The sequence below is a fragment of the Variovorax sp. YR634 genome (assembly GCF_900106655.1).
Taxonomy (GTDB): Bacteria; Pseudomonadota; Gammaproteobacteria; order Burkholderiales; family Burkholderiaceae_C; genus Variovorax.
In genome coordinates this window covers 79,217-95,141 of record NZ_FNOL01000025.1, presented here as the reverse complement: position 1 = coordinate 95,141, position 15,925 = coordinate 79,217, and the positions used below count along the sequence as shown (strand labels likewise).

Annotated in this window: 17 protein-coding genes, 3 tRNA genes and 1 pseudogene; 8 read left to right on the top strand and 13 right to left on the bottom strand. The window is 66.1% G+C overall.

All coding sequences use genetic code 11. The features are described from left to right. The 12 genes from BLV60_RS29290 to trpE all read right to left on the bottom strand — a co-directional run. A partial coding sequence (locus BLV60_RS29290; RefSeq protein ID WP_038111923.1) for a GTP-binding protein occupies positions 1-90 on the bottom strand: 90 nt, incomplete at its 3' end. A 73-nt stretch (positions 91-163) separates the two neighbouring features. Next, positions 164-238, bottom strand: a tRNA-Thr gene (locus BLV60_RS29285). Between the two features lie 51 nt (positions 239-289). Next, positions 290-363, bottom strand: a tRNA-Gly gene (locus BLV60_RS29280). Positions 364-427: 64 nt separating this feature from the next. Then, positions 428-513 (bottom strand) — tRNA-Tyr (locus BLV60_RS29275). 106 nt (positions 514-619) lie between these two features. Further along, complete coding sequence (locus tag BLV60_RS29270) at positions 620-1,327, bottom strand: uracil-DNA glycosylase (protein WP_093058813.1); 708 nt, start codon at positions 1,325-1,327, stop codon at positions 620-622. After that, positions 1,324-2,124 carry an indole-3-glycerol phosphate synthase TrpC gene (gene trpC, locus BLV60_RS29265; protein ID WP_093058812.1) on the bottom strand — a complete coding sequence of 267 codons (801 nt, stop codon included), beginning with the start codon at positions 2,122-2,124 and terminating at the stop codon, positions 1,324-1,326. The genes BLV60_RS29270 and trpC overlap by 4 nt, the downstream gene beginning before the upstream one ends. Before the next feature lie 29 nt (positions 2,125-2,153). After that, positions 2,154-3,176 carry an anthranilate phosphoribosyltransferase gene (trpD, locus tag BLV60_RS29260; protein ID WP_093058811.1) on the bottom strand — a complete coding sequence of 341 codons (1,023 nt, stop codon included), beginning with the start codon at positions 3,174-3,176 and terminating at the stop codon, positions 2,154-2,156. A 22-nt stretch (positions 3,177-3,198) separates the two neighbouring features. After that, positions 3,199-3,861 (bottom strand): LysE family translocator, encoded by a 663-nt coding sequence (locus tag BLV60_RS29255; RefSeq protein ID WP_093058810.1) that lies wholly within the window; start codon positions 3,859-3,861, stop codon positions 3,199-3,201. Between the two features lie 16 nt (positions 3,862-3,877). After that, the gene (gene ltaE / locus BLV60_RS29250) at positions 3,878-4,936 is read right to left on the bottom strand and encodes a low-specificity L-threonine aldolase (protein ID WP_093058809.1); all 1,059 of its coding nucleotides are present in this window, start codon (positions 4,934-4,936) and stop codon (positions 3,878-3,880) included. A gap of 6 nt (positions 4,937-4,942) precedes the next feature. Then, on the bottom strand, positions 4,943-5,527 hold the full coding sequence (locus BLV60_RS29245; protein ID WP_093058808.1) for an aminodeoxychorismate/anthranilate synthase component II: 585 nt from the start codon (positions 5,525-5,527) through the stop codon (positions 4,943-4,945). Next, positions 5,524-5,916 carry a GxxExxY protein gene (locus BLV60_RS29240; protein ID WP_093058807.1) on the bottom strand — a complete coding sequence of 131 codons (393 nt, stop codon included), beginning with the start codon at positions 5,914-5,916 and terminating at the stop codon, positions 5,524-5,526. The genes BLV60_RS29245 and BLV60_RS29240 overlap by 4 nt, the downstream gene beginning before the upstream one ends. Further along, a complete protein-coding gene (gene trpE / locus BLV60_RS29235; RefSeq protein WP_093058806.1) occupies positions 5,913-7,415 on the bottom strand; it encodes an anthranilate synthase component I in 1,503 nt (500 codons plus the stop codon). The genes BLV60_RS29240 and trpE overlap by 4 nt, the downstream gene beginning before the upstream one ends. A 348-nt stretch (positions 7,416-7,763) precedes the next feature. On the opposite strand from trpE, the gene BLV60_RS29230 reads away from it, so the two are divergent. Beyond that, positions 7,764-8,369, top strand: coding sequence for a chalcone isomerase family protein (locus BLV60_RS29230; RefSeq protein ID WP_093058805.1), 606 nt, complete (start codon positions 7,764-7,766; stop codon positions 8,367-8,369). A gap of 9 nt (positions 8,370-8,378) precedes the next feature. On the opposite strand, the gene BLV60_RS29225 is transcribed toward BLV60_RS29230, so the two are convergent. Further along, positions 8,379-9,083 (bottom strand): phosphoglycolate phosphatase, encoded by a 705-nt coding sequence (locus tag BLV60_RS29225; RefSeq protein ID WP_093058804.1) that lies wholly within the window; start codon positions 9,081-9,083, stop codon positions 8,379-8,381. 119 nt (positions 9,084-9,202) lie between these two features. Between BLV60_RS29225 and BLV60_RS29220 the strand changes: the two genes are divergently transcribed. The 7 genes and pseudogenes from BLV60_RS29220 to hydA all read left to right on the top strand — a co-directional run. Next, a complete protein-coding gene (locus tag BLV60_RS29220; protein ID WP_093058803.1) occupies positions 9,203-10,117 on the top strand; it encodes a LysR family transcriptional regulator in 915 nt (304 codons plus the stop codon). Between the two features lie 256 nt (positions 10,118-10,373). Further along, positions 10,374-11,216 (top strand): transporter substrate-binding domain-containing protein, encoded by an 843-nt coding sequence (locus tag BLV60_RS29215; RefSeq protein WP_093058802.1) that lies wholly within the window; start codon positions 10,374-10,376, stop codon positions 11,214-11,216. Positions 11,217-11,268: 52 nt separating this feature from the next. Further along, positions 11,269-12,018 carry an amino acid ABC transporter ATP-binding protein gene (locus BLV60_RS29210; RefSeq protein WP_256329624.1) on the top strand — a complete coding sequence of 250 codons (750 nt, stop codon included), beginning with the start codon at positions 11,269-11,271 and terminating at the stop codon, positions 12,016-12,018. A 21-nt stretch (positions 12,019-12,039) separates the two neighbouring features. After that, positions 12,040-12,720, top strand: a complete 681-nt coding sequence (locus tag BLV60_RS29205; protein WP_093058800.1) for an amino acid ABC transporter permease — start codon at positions 12,040-12,042, stop codon at positions 12,718-12,720. Positions 12,721-12,741: 21 nt separating this feature from the next. Continuing rightward, complete coding sequence (locus BLV60_RS29200) at positions 12,742-13,428, top strand: amino acid ABC transporter permease (RefSeq protein ID WP_093058799.1); 687 nt, start codon at positions 12,742-12,744, stop codon at positions 13,426-13,428. A 43-nt stretch (positions 13,429-13,471) separates the two neighbouring features. Then, positions 13,472-14,407, top strand: coding sequence for an N-carbamoyl-D-amino-acid hydrolase (locus BLV60_RS29195; protein WP_093058798.1), 936 nt, complete (start codon positions 13,472-13,474; stop codon positions 14,405-14,407). A 20-nt stretch (positions 14,408-14,427) separates the two neighbouring features. Continuing rightward, positions 14,428-15,921, top strand: a pseudogene (gene hydA, locus BLV60_RS29190) (dihydropyrimidinase); the annotation flags it as partial. Positions 15,922-15,925: the final 4 nt, after the last annotated feature.

Genomic DNA, 15,925 nt, shown 5'->3' with positions numbered 1-15,925 from the left:
AGCCGTCAGCGTCGTCTTGCCGTGGTCAACGTGACCGATCGTGCCCACGTTCACGTGCGGCTTGGTGCGGGTGAATTTACCTTTTGCCATTTTTCGACTCCGAAAAAAACGTTTCCAACGTATGCAGATGGGTTGCAAAGCTGCCGTTGCAACCCCCAAAAACTGGTGCCCTTTGCGGGAATCGGACCCGCGACCTCTCCCTTACCAAGGGAGTGCTCTACCACTGAGCCAAAAGGGCATTTGTAACAAAGTTACGAATTCACATCGCCTCAACAATGAACCGAGTCTCTGGAGCGGGAGACGGGAATCGAACCCGCGTCATCAGCTTGGAAGGCTGGGGTTCTACCATTGAACTACTCCCGCATCGGGGGCACTCAAGGCACCCAAAGCGCGAAATCCAATCGCTCTTAGAAACCAAATTCATCGCTGGTGGAGAGGGCTGGATTCGAACCAGCGTACTCGTAAGAGGGCAGATTTACAGTCTGCTGCCATTAACCACTCGGCCACCTCTCCGGCGAACCTCGAAATATAGCACGGTTTTGTGACTACTCAGAAATCCAAGCATCCAGAAGATGCGGGGAAACTGCTCAAGGTGTGAGCCTACGATTATCGCCCAACTTCACCCCTCCGCCCGCTGGGCCTCCCGCCACGCACGCGCTTCACCGAAGTGGCCGCAGCCGATGAACGGCACGGGCGGGCGCAACGCCGAAAGAGGCGACGGATGATTCGACATCAGCACCTTATGGCGCTTAACGTCGATCAACGCCCGCTTACTCTGCGCGTGCGAGCCCCACAGCATAAAAACAACAGGTTTTGCACCGTCTGAAACATGGCGAATGACGGCATCCGTCAGCACCTCCCAGCCACGGCCGGAATGGCTGGCCGGCTGCGCTTCCTCGACCGTCAGGCAGGTGTTGAGCAGCAGTACGCCATGCGTCGCCCACTTCACCAGACTGCCGCCCGGATTCGGGAATGCTGGCGGCTGTGTGCCCAGGTCGCGCTGGAGCTCCTTGAAGATATTGCGCAGCGAAGGCGGCAGTGCCACGCCGGGCGCCACGGAGAACGCCAGCCCCTCGGCCTGGCCGCGCCCGTGGTACGGATCCTGGCCCAGGATCACCACGCGCACGTCTTCCGGCGGCGTGAGTTCCAGCGCCCTCAGCGGCTGCGGCGGAAAGATCACCGCTCCCGCATCGAGACGTTCGCGCAGAAAGCCCTGCAGCTTTTGTCCCACGACACCGCCAAAGAAATCGTCAACCAGTGGCTGCCAGCCAGGCGCCACCGGCCAGTCGGCAGGATCGCTGCTCGACAGCTGATCGGGCCGGCTCATTTGAACAACGCAGCGAGGGCCTCGCCGGGTTCCTTGGCGCGCATGAATGCTTCGCCGACCAGGAAGGCGTTGACACCGGCCGCACGTAGCGTGGCGACGTCTTCGCGCGTGCCGATGCCCGACTCGGTCACCGGCAAACGATCGGAAGGCAGCTTCGGCAGCAAGTCGATGGTCGCCTGGATCGACACCTCGAAGTTGCGCAGATTGCGGTTGTTGACCCCGATCAGCGCCGTCTTCAGCCTGAGCGCACGGTCGAGCTCAGCCGCGTCGTGCACCTCCACCAGCACCGCCATGCCCAGCCCGCGCGCGATGGCTTCGTAGTCCTTCATCTGCGCATCGTCGAGACAAGCGACGATCAACAGGATGGCATCGGCACCCATCGCGCGCGATTCATACACCTGGTACGCATCGATGATGAAGTCCTTGCGCAGCACCGGCAGGTCGCACGAGGCGCGCGCCTGCTTGAGATAGTCCACACCGCCCTGGAAGAACTGCTTGTCGGTCAGCACCGAAAGGCAGGCCGCGCTGATCTCGCCGTCGCCCTCGGCGTAGCTCTGGGCGATATCGGCCGGAATGAAGTCTTCGCGCAGCACGCCCTTGCTCGGGCTGGCCTTCTTGACTTCGGCAATCACCGCGGCCTGCCCGGCGGCGATCTTGGCGCGCAGGGCGCCTTCGAAGTCGCGCGTCAGCACGCGGCTCTCGGCATCGAAGCGCACGGCCTCGAGCGGCGCTCGCTTCAGGGCCGCAGCCACCTCCTGGTGCTTGACGGCAACGATCTTGTCGAGGATGTCGGACATAGCTTCTGGGGTTTCCGGTTTCTTGGGACTCAGACTGTCGTGGAGGCCTTGATCAGCTCGGCCAGCTTGGCCTTCGCCGCGCCCGAGGCGATGGCGCTGCGCGAGCGCTCCACACCCGCTTGCACCGAATCGACCACGTTCGCCGCATACAGTGCCGCGCCAGCATTCAGCAGCACGATGTCGAGCGCAGGGCCGGCCTGATTGTCGAGCACGCCCAGCAGCATCGTCTTCGACTGCTCGGGCGTTTCCACGCGCAGCGCGCGGTTGCTCGACATCTGGAAGCCGAAGTCCTCGGGATGCAGTTCGTACTCGCGGATCTCGCCGTCCTTCAGCTCGCCCACCATGGTGGCGGCACCGAGCGAGATCTCGTCCATGCCGTCGCGCCCGTAGACCACCACCGCATGCTCGGCGCCGAGCCGCTGCAGCGCGCGCACCTGGATGCCCACGAGGTCGGGGTGGAACACGCCCATCAGGATGTTCGGCGCACCGGCCGGATTGGTCAGCGGCCCGAGGATGTTGAAGATGGTCTTGATGCCGAGCTCCTTGCGCACCGGCGCGACGTTCTTCATCGCCGGATGGTGGTTCGGCGCGAACATGAAGCCGATGCCGCACTCCTCGATCGAGCGCGCGATCTGCTCGGGCTTGAGGTTGATGTTCACGCCCAGCGACTCCAGCACGTCGGCGCTGCCCGACTTGCTCGACACGCTGCGACCGCCGTGCTTGCTCACCTTGGCGCCCGCCGCGGCCGCCACGAACATCGAGCAGGTCGAGATGTTGAAGGTGTGCGAGCCATCGCCACCCGTGCCGACGATGTCCACGAGGTGCGTCGTGTCCCCGACGGGCACCTTGGTCGACACCTCGCGCATCACCTGCGCGGCGGCGGTGATCTCGCCGATGGTTTCCTTCTTCACGCGCAGGCCGGTGATCAGCGCGGCCATCATCACGGGCGAGCACTCGCCGCTCATGATGAGGCGCACGATGTGCAGCATCTCGTCGTGGAAGACTTCGCGGTGTTCGATGGTGCGCTGCAGCGCTTCCTGGGGGGTGATCATGGAAAGTCTCCTCGAAAGTGAATCAGCGGCCGACGCGAACGGCGGGCGCGTCGGTGAACGCGAGCTTGAGGCCGAAGCCGATGAAAAGCACGCCGGCGGCGCGGTCGAGCCAGTGCATGCCCTTCTGCACGGCGCTGCGGTGCGCCATCCAGCCTGCGGCCAAGGCCCATCCCACGTTGACGGGAATGGCATTGAGGTTGAACAGCACGCCCAGCAGCACGAAGGCCAACGCCTTGTTGTCGGTGCCCGGCGCGATGAACTGCGGCACGAAGGCCAGGAAGAACAGCGCGACCTTGGGGTTCAACACGTTCGTCCAGAAGCCCCCGAGAAAGATCGCCTTGAGACTGCGCTCCCCGCCCGCATCGGCGGCCGCCGTGTCGAGATCCGCGGGCGGCGCCGCGCGCGACAGCAGCATGCGCACGCCCAGATACAGCAGGTACGCCGCACCGATGTACTTGAGCACCGTGAAGGCCGCCGCCGATGTCGCCATCAGGGTGCCGACGCCGACTGCGGCGGCAAAGATGTGAACGAAGCAGCCGGCCGTGATGCCCAGTCCCGCCACGATGCCGGCGCGCACGCCGGAGCGCAGCGAATTCGTCACGACGTACAGCACGTCGGGTCCGGGCGTGAGGTTCAGCAGCCAGCCGGCGGCGATGAAAGCGAGCAGATGGGGAAGATCAGGCATCGCGTCCTCGCAGGGCTCAGGCGTTGAAGAAGGCGCGGATCGCGGCGACGGCCCGGTCGACGCCGGCGGCATCGACGTCGAGGTGCGTCACGAAGCGCAACCGGTAAAGCCCCGTCGCCAGGATGCCTTGCTGGTTCAGGCTCGCGATCAGTTCCGACGAACGCGCCTGCGCAGCCCCGGTGAGATCCGCGAACACGATGTTCGTGTGCGGCGCCTCGACCGTCAGGCCCTCGATGCCTTCGAGCCCTTGTGCGAGCCGCTGTGCCAATCCGTGGTCGTCGGCCAGGCGATCGATATGGTGATCGAGTGCATACGAAGCCGCCGCAGCCAGCAGCCCGGCCTGCCGCATGCCGCCGCCTGCCATCTTGCGAATGCGATGTGCGCGTGCTATGAATTCACGCGATCCCACCAGCGCCGAGCCGATGGGCGCGCCCAGCCCCTTGCTGAAGCACACCGACACGCTGTCGAAGCACTGCGCAATGCGGCGCGCCTCCGCGCGGATGTCGCTGCGCTTGTTCAACGCCGCCTGCGCGGTCGCGGCATTAAAGAGCCGTGCGCCGTCCAGATGCCGCTGCAGCCCCTTGCTCTTCGCCAGATCGGTCGCAGCCTGCACGTACTCGAAGGGCAGCAGCTTGCCGCCCAGCGTGTTCTCCAGCGCCAGCAGCCGCGTGCGCGCGAAGTGCGCGTCATCGGGCTTGATGGCCGCCTCGATCTGCGCCAGCGGCAGCGTGCCGTCGGTCGCGTGGTCGAGCGGCTGAGGCTGCACGCTGCCGAACACCGCCGCGCCGCCGCCTTCCCACCGATAGCAGTGCGCCTGCTGGCCGACGATGTATTCGTCGCCGCGGCCGCAGTGCGAAAGAATCGCGCACAGGTTGCTCTGCGTGCCGGTGGGCACGAGCAGCGCAGCCTCGAAGCCCAGCATCGTGGCAATCTTTTCCTGCAGCGCATTGACGCTCGGGTCGGTGCCGAAGACGTCGTCGCCCAGCGGCGCCGCCATCATGGCCTCCCGCATCGCGGGCGTGGGTTGCGTGACGGTGTCGCTGCGCAGGTCGACGAGGGAAGTGCGATCGGTCATGGTGGCTCAGTCCAGGAAGTTCTTGAGCATGGCGTGGCCATGCTCCGTCAGGATGGATTCGGGATGGAACTGCACGCCTTCGATGCGCACGTCATGCGCGAATCCGGTGTGCCGCACCCCCATGATCTCGCCGTCATCGGTCCATGCGGTGACAGCCAGTGCCTTCGGGCAGCTCTCGCGCTCGATGGAAAGCGAGTGGTAGCGGTTGACGATGAACTTCTCGGGCAGACCCGCGAACACGCCTTCTTGCGTGGTCGTGATCTCGCTGGTCTTGCCGTGCATGAGCTGCTGCGCGCGCACGATCTTGCCGCCGAAGGCCGCGCCGATGGCCTGGTGGCCCAGGCACACGCCAAGAATGGGCAGCTTGCCCGCGAAGGCCTCGATGGCCGCCACCGAAACACCCGCCTCAGCAGGCGAACACGGCCCGGGCGACACCACCAGCCGCGTCACGCCGGAGGCAATCAGCTCGCCGATCTGCTCCACGGTGATCTCGTCGTTGCGGTGCACCTGCACGTCCGCACCCAGCTCGCCGAAGTACTGGACGATGTTGTAGGTAAAGGAATCGTAGTTGTCGATCATCAGCAGTTTCATGGCTTGCTCACAATCCGGTGCACGCCCTTGACGACGGGGAACACGTTGAAGTTGATCAGAAGGCCCAGCTTGAGGCCCGACAGGCGCAGCGCGGCAAGCACCTGCGCGCGATGCAGGTCGGTCAGCACGTCGACCGCCTTGAGTTCGACGATGACCGATTGCTCGATCACGAAGCCCGCACGGTACACCTCGCCGAGCGAGCGCCCCTTGTAGCTGGCCGACAGCGCCACGTCGCGCGTGAAGCCGATCTCGCGCTCGGCGAGCTCGATGGCCAGCGCAGCTGCATAGGCCCCTTCGTCGAGCCCTGTGCCGAGCACGCGCTGCACCTCGACGGCCGCGCCGATGATCTCGTGCGAGAAGTCGTTCTGAATATCGGGTGCGGTGCTCATTCCAGGCCTTCCTCGACCAGTTCGGCGGCACGCAGGAGTGCGCGCGCCTTGGCTTCAGTTTCTTTCCACTCCAGCTCGGGCACCGAGTCGGCCACCACGCCGGCCGCGGCCTGAACGTGCAGCATCTGGTCCTTCACGATGCCGGTGCGGATGGCAATGGCCACGTCCATGTCGCCCGCGTAGCTGATGTAGCCGCACGCGCCGCCATACAGCCCGCGCTTGGTCGGCTCCAACTGGTCGATGAGCTCCATCGCATGCACCTTGGGCGCACCGGTCAGCGTGCCCGCCGGGAAGGTGGCCTTGAGCACGTCGATGGCGGTCATGCCGTCTTTCAGCGTGCCTTCGACGTTGCTCACGATGTGCATCACGTGGCTGTAGCGCTCCACCGCAAAGGCTTCCGTCACCTTCACCGTGCCGGTCTTGGCGATGCGGCCGATGTCGTTGCGCGCGAGGTCGATCAGCATCACGTGCTCGGCGCGCTCCTTCGGGTCGTTGATGAGTTCTTCCTCCGCCGCCTTGTCGAGCTCGATCGATGCACCGCGGGGGCGCGTACCGGCCAGCGGGCGGATGGTGATCTTCTGCTCACCCTCGCCCGTGTTTTCCTGACGCACCAGGATCTCCGGTGAAGCGCCCACCACGTGGAAGTCGCCCAGGTTGTAGTAATACATGTAGGGCGAGGGGTTGAGCGAACGCAGCGCGCGGTACAGAGACAGCGGCGACTCGGTGTAGCGCTTGCTGATGCGCTGGCCCACCTGCACCTGCATGAAGTCGCCGGCGGCGATCATTTCCTTGGCGCGCTCGACGGCAGCAAGGTAATCGGCCTTGGCGAAGCTGCGCTCAGGCGGATGCGGCTGCGTGGGCTTCACGACGGGGGCGCTCACCGAGTACTTGAGCTTTTCCTTCAGCTCGCGCAGGCGGCGCTTGCCCACGGCATAGGCCTCGGGCTGCTTCGGATCGGCATAGACGATGAGGTAGAGCTTGCCCGAAAGGTTGTCGATGACGGCCAGCTCCTCGCACTGCAGCAGCAGGATGTCGGGGCAGCCCAGCGTGTCGGGCGGGCAGCTCTTTTCGAGCTTGCGCTCGATGTGGCGCACGGTGTCGTAGCCGAAGTAGCCGGCAAGGCCACCGCAGAAGCGCGGCAAGCCGGGCCGCAGCGCAACCTTGAATCGCTTCTGGTACTCGGCCACGAAGTCGAGCGGGTTGCCCTTTGCAGTCTCGACCACCTGCCCGTCGGTCACCACTTCGGTGACGGCCTCGGCGCCGAAGCCGCTGGCACGCAGCAGCGTGCGAGCCGGCAGTCCGATGAAGCTGTAGCGCCCGAAGCGCTCGCCGCCCACCACCGATTCGAGCAGAAAGCTGTGCTTGCCGCCGCCCTGCGAATGGGCCAGCTTGAGGTAGAGGGAAAGAGGCGTCTCGAGGTCGGCAAAGGCCTCGGCCATCAGCGGAATGCGGTTGTAGCCCTGGGCGCTGAGGCTCTTGAATTCAAGTTCGGTGATCACGGATTCGTTCTCCAGTTGCCTGCGGCGCTCCTTCGGCCGGCGGCAAGGTCATTCACGGGTGGTCCGGTGTCGCAGTGTGTATCGACTCGGAACCGCGGGCGCACGGCGTGCGCCGTGCAATCAAACAGTCAGCGAAGTATGGCGACGCCAGGGCCAGGCTCCCCGGCTGCCTTCACCTGTTTGAATGATGTGATGAACGAACATATGAGGCGCGGAGTTTAGCCCACGAAAACGCCAAAGCGTGCAACGGTCGCCTTCATGGCCGCTTTCAGGGTTCCCCCGAAGCCGGGAACGTAAAACAAAAAGATACATTCGCACGACCGTTCGCAAAATTCCAAGGAGACTCCGTTGACCGCTCTCTCGCTCCCGGCCGTGCTCTTCTCCCGCCTCGCCCTGGCTGCCTGCCTCGCCACTGCCGCCCTCGGCGCCTCGGCCGCGCAGATCGACGTGGCCGGCGTCAAGCTGGAAGACCAGATGGATCTGCGCGGCAGCCCTTTGGTGCTCAATGGCGCGGGCATCCGCTACAAGGCCATCTTCAAGGTCTACACGGCCGGCCTGTACGTGGGCAAGAAGGTGTCGACCACCGAAGAGGCCCTGGCCGCGCCGGGCCCCAAGCGCGTGGCCATCACCATGCTGCGCGACATCGACGCGAACGAACTCGGCAAGCTCTTCACCAAGGGCGTGGAAGACAACTCGCCCAAGAGCGAAATGGTCAACCTCATTCCCGGCCTGCTGCGCATGGGCCAGATGTTCGCGGACCAGAAACAGCTGAAAACCGGCGACACCTTCACCATCGACTGGCTTCCCGGCACCGGCACGGTGATCACGGTGCGCGGCGTGCCTCAGCCCGACCCGGTGAAGGAGCCGGCCTTCTTCAATGCGCTGCTGCGCATCTGGCTGGGGCCGAACCCGGCCGACTGGAAGCTGAAGGACGCGCTGCTCGGCAAGCAATAAGAAGGGCCGCTACCGCAACGCAGCCGGAGCAAGCTCGGCTAGCGAATCGACGAAGCCGTCGGCATCGACGCCGCGCACCGGCTCACCGTGGTTGTAGCCGTAGGTCACGAGCACAACGGGGCAGCCCGCGGCGCGTGCGGCGCGCGCGTCGTTGCTCGAGTCGCCGACCATCAGCGTGCGCGCGGGCGTGGTGCCCAGCGCTTCGCAGGTCTTCAGCAGCGGCATCGGATCGGGCTTCTTGCGCTCGAAGGCATCGCCGCCAAACACCAGTTCGAAGAAACCATCGAGGCCCTTGTCGACCAGCAAGGGCTTTGCGAACGACGTCGGCTTGTTGGTGAGGCAGGCCAGCCGCAGGCCGCTTGCGCGCAGTGCCTTCAGCCCGTCGATCACGCCGGGGTACACCGCCGAGTGCTGTCCGTTGATGGCGAGGTAGTGGTGCTGGTAGCGCTCCGATGCGCGGTCGAACAAGGCCTGTGCCTTCGCATCGGCAGCAGCATCTGGCGCCATCACATGCACGAGCGCGGAATGAATCAGGTGCTCCGAGCCCTTGCCCACCATCGTCTCGATGGCGGCAGGCGCCACATGCGGCAGCGAGAGGTCGTCGAGCATGCGGTTCAGCGACGCAGCAAAGTCGCCGAGCGTGTCGACCATGGTGCCGTCGAGGTCGACGATGGCGGCGTCGAAGCGGGTGAGGTCGAAGCTGATGGAGTTCAAAACAAACAAATAGAGTTCAGAAAATTGCCCGGTACTTTACCGATCATCAAGAAATAGAGTTCAACCCATTTCAAAGATCCTAGACGCGCAAGAAAACTGCGGCGCTAAAGTTCTGCACCATGAACCTGCGTCAAATCGAAGTGTTCCGGGCCATCATGGCCACCGGCTCGGTGAGCGATGCCGCCCGCCTGTTGCATGTGTCGGTCCCCGCCATCAGCCGGGTGCTCTCGCACACCGAGACCCAGCTCAACTTTCCGCTTTTCATCCGCATCAAGGGCCGACTGTCGCCCACCGCCGAGGCCCGTCGCCTGTACCACGAGGTCGAGGATGTGTACCAGGGCGTGCAACGCATCAGCGATCTCACGCATGAACTCATGGCCCGCCGCTCGGGCCTTGTCAGCGTGGTGTCCAGCCCTGGCATCGGGCACATGCTGGTGCCGATGGCCATCGCGCACTACCACCAGGCCAACCCCGAGACGCGCGTGCATTTCAAGTGCCTCAACCAGGACCTCCTGCGCGAGCGCCTGCTGAGCCGCCACTTCGACCTGGGCATTTCGCTGGAGGCGGTGGACCATCCGAACCTCATCACGATGCCGGTCGCACGTTGCCGCATCGTGTGCATCTGTCCGCACACCCATCCGCTGGCCGCGCGCAACGCGGTCGGCGCCCAGGACTTGCTGGCGCACGACCTGATGTCGTACCCGCGCGGCACGCCTTTCGGCGAGCTGGTGCGCAACTTCTTCGCGCCGCTGGAAGACGCTCCGCGCACGATGCTCGAAGTCGGCTCGCCGCAGAACGCATGCGCACTCACGCACCTGGGCGCGGGCATCGCACTGGTCGATGAGTTCTCGCTGCAGGCATGGTCTGACGCGCGCTTTCGCATCCTGCCCGTGGAAGGACTCGAGCCGCTGGTCGCACACCTCGTGCATTTGCGTACCGACCCGCTCTCGCCCGCCGCCGAAGCCTTCGTGCGTACCTTGCGCAGCGTGCTGATGCAGCGCGGACTCGCCGCGCCGCAAGCTCAGGAAGGCTGATCGCCCTGCCTCGCTCCCCTCGCAAGGGAATACCCCAATAGCATGCGCCTTGCACACATATGGGCACGCATCGGCATGGCGCACCAGCCCAGGGCCAGGTGTTAACACACGTGCAACGACGCCGCACAAAGCATCAATCGACGCCGCTTTTTTACCTCGAAATAATTCATCGCATCGCCGCAGCACGCCACTGCGGTGCAGCTCGCTCCCCGCGAACCCTGCCGTCCCGCTTGCGATTTTTTCTGGAGAAAAGCCCATGCCCCCTCACCTCAAGCTCTTGCTGGCGCCCCTGGCCTTCGCCTTTGCCGTCGGCACCGCCGTCGCCCAGACCACGCCGCTGCGCACCGGCATCGATCCCAACTTTCCGCCGCATGCGTTCCCGAAGCTCAGCGGTGGCTACCAGGGCTTCAACGTCGAGCTCGGCGAAGAAATCGCGCGGCGCCTCGGCCGGCGCATCGAGATCGAGGGCGCGCAGTACTCGGCGCTGATTCCCGCGCTCAACGCGGGCAAGTTCGACTTCCTGATGGCGCCGACCACGGTGTCGCCCGAGCGTGCGAAGTCGGTGCTCTTCACCGAGGGCTACCTGGAGAACAATTTCACGCTGGTCATGAAGAAGGAGCGCGACGACATCCAGCGCCTGGAGGACCTCAAGGGCAAGACCATCGCCGTGAACAAGGGCTCGGGCCCCGAGGAATGGGCGCGCAACAACCAGGCGAAGTACGGCTACGAGATCGCCGTGTACGGCACCAACGCCGACGCGGTGCAGGCCGTGATCTCCGGGCGCGGCGACGCCAACCTCGCGGGCGTCACGCCCTCGGCCTGGGCCGTGAAGAGCACGCCTGCCATCAAGACCACCTTCATCATCAAGACCGGTTCCGTGTGGGCCATTCCGTTCCGCCTGGACGACAAGGCCGGGCGCGATCAGGTGAGCAACGTGCTCAAGTGCATGAAGCTCGACGGCTCGCTGCAGAAGATGCACACCAAATGGTTCGGCGCCGCGCCGGCGGCCGACTCGGCCACGGTGGTCTCGCCGCCCGGCCATGGCATCCCGGGCCTGTTCGGCTACGAAGCGACCACCGCCAAGCCCGTCTGCCAGTAAGCGGCGCGCGCTGCTCGCCCCGCCATCCCGCCCCCCTTCACCGACCACCGCCGTGACGTCTCCTTCGCTCCTGCAAGTTCGCAACCTGCACAAATCCTATGGCAGCGTTCCCGTGCTCAATGGCATCGACCTCGACGTGCAGGCGGGCGAGCTGGTCTCGGTGATCGGGCCCTCGGGCTCGGGCAAGAGCACGCTGCTGCGCTGCTGCAACCGCATGGAAGACGCGAGCCGCGGCGAGGTGCGCGTGGAAGGCCACGACATCTATGCGCCGGGCGCCAACCTGAACCGGCTGCGCGAACGCGTGGGCATGGTGTTTCAGGCGTTCAACCTCTACCCACATCTCGACGTGCTGAGCAACGTGACGCTGGCGCTTCGCAAGGTCAAGAAGATGGCGCGCGACGCGGCCGAGCACACCGCCATGGAGGCGCTCGCGCGCGTCGGCATGGAGCACAAGGCACGCGTGCGCCCCACGCAGCTGTCGGGCGGCCAGCAGCAGCGCGTGGGCATTGCGCGCTCGATCGCGCTGAAGCCCGCGCTGGTGCTGTTCGACGAGCCGACCAGCGCCCTCGACCCCGAGATGGTCGGCGGCGTGCTGCAGGTGATGCGCGAGCTGCGCGCCGACGGCATGACCATGGTCGTGGTGACGCACGAGATGGGCTTCGCCAAGGCGGCGTCCGACCGCGTGGTGTTCATGGACGGCGGCGCCATCGTCGAGCAGGGCTCGCCCGCGCAGGTGTTCGAGGCGCCGGCGCACGCGCGCACCGAGGCCTTCATTGCCAGCATCGGCAGCCGCGCGCTCTGAGCGCCCGAACGGGAACGCCGCATGCAGTTCGACAAGCTCGTCTTCACCTTCTTCAACGGCGACATCGCCGCGCGCTACCTGCCCCAGGTGCTGGACGGCGCGCGCGTGACGATCGAGCTGGGTCTGGCGGTGATCGCCGCCGGCCTGGCGCTGGGCATCGTGCTGGCCTACCTGCGCAGCCTGCCGGTGCGCGGGCTCCCGCTGCTGGTGTCCACGCTGGTGGACATCCTGCGCGCCTTGCCGCCGCTGGTGCTCATCATCCTGCTGTACTACGCGCTGCCCTTCCTGGGCGTGTCGCTGGGCGCCTTCGCCTCGACCTGGCTGGCACTGGCGCTGGTGCTCGCGGCCTTTTCCGAGGAGGTGTTCTGGGCCGGCATCGAATCGCAGCCGCGCGGCGTGATGGAGGCCGCGCGCTCCACCGGCCTGAGCCACACGCAAGCCATGGTGCACGTGCTGCTGCCGCAGTCGTGCCGGCTGATGGTGGCGCCGCTGACCAACCGCGTGATCGCCATCACCAAGGGCACGGCCTACGGCTCGGTGGCCGCGTTGAATGAAATCCTGAACCAGGCCACCTCGGCCACCAGCTTCGCGGGCAACCCCACGCCGCTGATGCTGGGCGCGCTGGGCTACCTCGTGATCTTCCTGCCTGTGGTCGTCGCCGGGCGCTACATCGAACGGCGCCACGGTGCGGGCCGCCACTGAAGCCGCCGAACGGAGCCCCCAATGGAACTCATCCTCCAGTACTTCTTCAACCTCGGCGTGGTGCGCGAGGTTGCGCCCTACATCCTGCGGGGCCTGCTCAACACGCTGCTGCTGTCGGCCTGGGTGATTCCGCTCGGGCTGGCGGCCGGCATGGCGCTGGCACTGGCTGGCTTCGTGATCCGCAACCGGCTGGTGCGCGCGCTGCTCGTGGTCTACATCGACTTCTTCCGCGCGTTCCCGCCGCTGGTGCTGCTGATCTTCCTGTACACCGGGCTGCCCTATCTCGGCATGGAGCTCTCGCCCATGGCCTGCGTGGCTTTGGGCTTCATGCTGAACAACTCGAGCTACTTCGGCGAGATCCTGCGCGCGGGTCTGGAGTCGGTGCCGCGCGGCCAGCGCGAGGCAGCGCTGTCCACCGGCATGGGCCGCCTGGGCAGCCTGCTGTGCGTGGAGATTCCGCAGGCGGTGCGCAACGTGTTCCCCGACCTGGTGAGCAACATGATCGAGGTGGTGAAGCTCACCACCATCGCCAGCGTGGTGTCGGTGCCCGAGATGCTGTACGCCGCGCGTTCCGCGCAATCGATGCTCTACAACCCCACGCCCATCGTGCTGGCCGCGCTGATCTATCTCGCGCTGCTGTGGCCGCTGGTCGTTCTGCTGGGGCGCCTGGAAAGACGCCATCGCCGCCCGAACCCCAAGGCCGCCTGAGGCGCCCCCTGAACAACCACCAACGCTAACTGAGGAAGCAATCATGACAACGAAACGTACCCTGGGCCTGGCCGTCGCCCAGATGGGCCCAGTGCACCTGTCGGACACCCGCGAGGCGGTCGTGCGCCGCCTGGTCGAGATGATGCGCGACGCCAAGGGCCGCGGTGCCGAGATGGTCGTGTTCCCCGAACTCGCGCTCACCACCTTCTTCCCGCGCTACTGGATGGACGAGGCCGAGGCCGAGGCCCGCTTCTTCGAGCCGGCCATGCCCAGCGCGCAGGTCCAGCCGCTGTTCGACGAAGCGAAGAAGCTCGGCGTGGGCTTCTACCTCGGCTACGCGGAGCGCACGCCCGAGGGCACGCGCTACAACACCGCGATCATCGTGGACCGCGCGGGCGCCATCGTCGGCAAGTACCGCAAGATCCACCTGCCGGGCCACTCCGAGCACAAGCCTGACGCTCCTTTCCAGCACCTGGAGAAGAAGTTCTTCGAGGTCGGCGATCTGGGCTTTCGCGTGTTCGACACCATGGGCACGCGCTTCGGTATGTGCCTGTGCAACGACCGGCGCTGGCCCGAGACCTACCGCGTGATGGCGCTGCAGAGCGCGGAAGTGGTGGTGCTGGGCTACAACACGCCTTCGCTCAACATCCACTGGAACGAGCCGGTGCACCTGCGCACCACCACGCACCTGGTGTCGCTGCAGGCCAATGCGTACCAGAACGGCATCTGGGTGGCCGCGGCCGCCAAGTGCGGTTCGGAGGACGGCCACCACATGATCGGCAGCTCCGCCATCGTCGCGCCCACGGGCGAGATCGTGGCGCGCTCGCTCACCGAGGAGGACGAGGTGATCTGCGTGAAAGCCGACATGTCGCTGGGCGAGCACTTCCGCCAGCACGTCTTCAACTTCGCCAAGCACCGCCGCCCCGAGCACTACCGCCTGATCGTCGAGCGCACGGGCGCGGGCGAGCCACTGGTCTGAACGCGCGCACGGAGCCCCTCATGGAAACCACCATCGCTTCGCTGATCGGCGAAGAACGCTTCGACCTGACGATCCGCGGCGGGCGCATCGTCACCGACGGCCGCGTGGTCGAGGGCGACCTCGGCGTGCGCGACGGGTGCATCGCGGCCATCGGGGGCTCGCTGCCACCGGGCCTGCGCGACGTGGACGCCACCGGCCGCTGGGTGCTGCCGGGCGGCATCGACAGCCATTGCCACGTTGAGCAGCGTTCGGGCATGGGCATGATGTGCGCCGACGACTTCTACTCGGCCACGGTGTCCGCCGCGTTCGGCGGCACCACCACCATCGTGCCGTTCGCGGCACAGCACCGGGGCATGTCGGTGCCCGAGGTGCTGGCGGACTACAGCCGGCGCGCGGCCGAGAAGGCGGTGATCGACTACGGCTTCCACCTGATCCTGGCGAACCCCGACGCCACCACGCTCTCGACGGATCTGCCCGCGGCCATCCGCGACGGCATCACCTCGCTGAAGGTCTACATGACCTACGACCGCATGAAGCTCGAGGACTACGAGTTGCTCGACGTGCTGGCGCTGGCGCGAGCCGAGGGTGCGCTGGTGATGGTGCATGCCGAGAACAACGACATGATCCGCTGGATCGCGCAGCGCCTGATCGACCGCGGCCACACCGCGCCCAAGTTCCATGGCGTGGCACACGACCCGCTGGCCGAGACCGAGGCGGCCTATCGCGCCATCGCGTTGGCACGGCTGGTCGACGTGCCGCTGCTGCTGGTGCACGTGGCCGGCGGTGACACGGTGGAAGTGATCCGCCAGGCCCAGACCCTGGGCGCCAACGTGCTGGCGGAGAGTTGCCCGCAGTACCTGTTCCTGACCGCCGCCGATATGGACCGCCCGGGCTTGGAGGGCGCGATGTTTTGCTGCTCGCCCCCCGCGCGCGATGCCGATGCGCAGGAGGCCATCTGGCGCGGCCTGATCGACGGCACGCTGGCCACTTACTCGTCGGACCACGCGCCCTATCGCTTCGACGAGACCGGCAAGGTGCCCAAGGGCGACGCCACCACCTTAAAGGAAATGGCCAACGGCGTACCGGGCATCGAGCTGCGCATGCCGCTGCTGTTCAGCGAAGGATTCCTGAAGGGGCGCATCGACATCCACCAGTTCGTGGCGCTCACGGCCACCAACCACGCGAAGCTCTACGGCCTGGCACCGCGCAAGGGCGCGATTGCCCTGGGCGCGGACGCCGACATCGCCGTGTGGAACGCCGAGCGCGAGACCACCATCACCGCCGCGATGCTGCACGACAACGCCGGCTACACGCCCTACGAGGGCCGCACCATCCAGGGCTGGCCCGAGGTGGTCGTGAGTCGCGGCCGCGTGGTGGTCGAGAACGACACGCTGCATGCCGAGCGCGGCAGCGGCCACTACCTGCGCCGCGGCGCACCGGACCTGACGCGCCGTGCACCGGTCGCCGCCGCGCAACGCCCGCACGGCCATGTGCTGAAAGCACTGATTGGCCTGGGGG